Annotated in this window: 3 protein-coding genes; 1 reads left to right on the top strand and 2 read right to left on the bottom strand. The window is 72.2% G+C overall.

The genetic code is table 11. From position 1 onward, the window contains the following. On the bottom strand, positions 1–372 hold a 372-nt coding region (locus ACFPZL_RS13180), incomplete at its 3' end, for an ATP-binding cassette domain-containing protein (protein WP_382335820.1). After that, positions 369–1112: a biotin transporter BioY gene (locus ACFPZL_RS13175; RefSeq protein ID WP_218114748.1), complete on the bottom strand. Its 744-nt coding sequence runs from the start codon at positions 1110–1112 to the stop codon at positions 369–371. The genes ACFPZL_RS13180 and ACFPZL_RS13175, both read right to left, overlap by 4 nt. A 111-nt stretch (positions 1113–1223) precedes the next feature. Here ACFPZL_RS13175 and ACFPZL_RS13170 point away from each other — a divergent pair. Then, positions 1224–1449: TetR/AcrR family transcriptional regulator (locus tag ACFPZL_RS13170; RefSeq protein WP_382335818.1), on the top strand; the 226-nt coding region annotated here is incomplete at its 3' end.

Below are 1449 nucleotides of genomic sequence, written 5' to 3'. Positions count from 1 at the left end.
GAAGCGCTCGAGGGCGGCCTCGGCGGCGTGGAGGCGATCGGCTGCGCGGCGGTGCGTGCGGCGCAGCGAGAGCGCGACGTCCTCGATGGCCGTCGGCATCACGAGCTGCGCGGCGGGATTGGTGAAGGCGAAGGCGACGAGACGGCGCACCTCCGGCCCGTCGCGGCGGGTGTCGAGCCCGCGCACGCGCACCGTCCCCGAACTCGGCAGGATCAAACCGTTCAGCAGGCGCGCGAGCGTCGACTTGCCCGAGCCGTTCGGGCCGATCAGCGCGATCCGCTGCTCTGCGAGGTCGAGCGTGTGCGGTGCGAGCACGCGCGTCTCGCCCGTTGCGGAACGGGCGACGAACGAGGCCTCCCGCAGTTCGATCATGCGGAGGCGCGGGCGTCCCGCCGTGCGCTGCGCGGTGCCTCGCGCGACGCGCGCGGCGGCAGCAGATCCGGGAACGCCCGGTGCACGGCAGTCGCCACGATCGCGACGAGCGCCATCTTGACGAGATCGAGCGGGACGAACGCCAGGTTGAAGACGAGCGCCTGCCCGAGCGTGATGCCGGCGAGCCAGCTCATCACGGGGATGCCGGCCGCGTAGATCAGGAGGCTGGCCGGGATCAGCGCGACGAAGACGAGGGCGGCTTGGCCGGCGGCCGATCGCCGCGAGAGGCGCGACACCGCGAAGCCCGCGAGCCAGGCCGCGAATGGGAAGCTGAGGAGGAAGCCGGCCGACGGCAGGGCCAGGACGGCGAGACCGGCACTGCCACCGGCGAAGACCGGGAGGCCGATGAAGCCGATGGCGAGGTAGAGCAGCACGGCGAGGAATCCGCGCGTCGCTCCGAGCGCCGCTCCGGCGAGCAGCACGGCGAAGGTCTGCAGCGTGATCGGGACGGGGACGAAGCCGAGGGGTATCGAGATCAGCGAGCAGGCCGCGATGAGCGCGGCGAAGAGCGCGATGAGCGCCAGGTCGGCGACCGGCCGTCGCCGACGCGCGCTGCCCGAGCCGGGCTCGGCTCCGTGATCCGCCCCGGGATCGGTTGCCGGCGCGGACGTCGGCGCGGATGTCGTCGCGTGCGCGGTCCCGGTGGTCGTTTCGGTCGCGGGTTCTGACTCGTGCGTCATGCCCCTCCTCCTGCTCGTTCCTCGCGCGAAACCCGCGCATCTCCATGTCCACATCGGTGATCTGAACAGTGTTCAGGTGAACGGTGTTCAGGTTAGCGCTACGCTGGTCCCATGCGCAACAGCCGAGCGGATGTCGTCGAAGCGGCGCTGCGCGTACTCGACGCGCACGGGCTCGAGAACTGCTCGATGCGGCGGGTGGCCGCCGAGCTCGGAGTCCAGCCGAGCGCGCTCTACCACCATGTGCCGGACAAGCAGACGCTGCTGGCGCTCATGGCCGACGAGATCGTGCGCGGCGTGGCGGCGCCCGGAGCGGTCCGCGGGTCGGCACCGGGCGCGA

Source organism: Leucobacter soli, from assembly GCF_042659205.1.
Taxonomy (GTDB): domain Bacteria; phylum Actinomycetota; class Actinomycetes; order Actinomycetales; family Microbacteriaceae; genus Leucobacter; species Leucobacter soli.
The sequence above is the reverse complement of the archived record's forward strand: the minus strand, read 5'-3'. Positions and strand labels throughout refer to the sequence as shown.

Excerpts from the sequence above, each read along its gene's own strand:
- ACFPZL_RS13175 (WP_218114748.1), bottom strand. The coding sequence starts at position 1,112 with ATGACGCACGAGTCAGAACCCGCGACCGAAACGACCACCGGGACCGCG.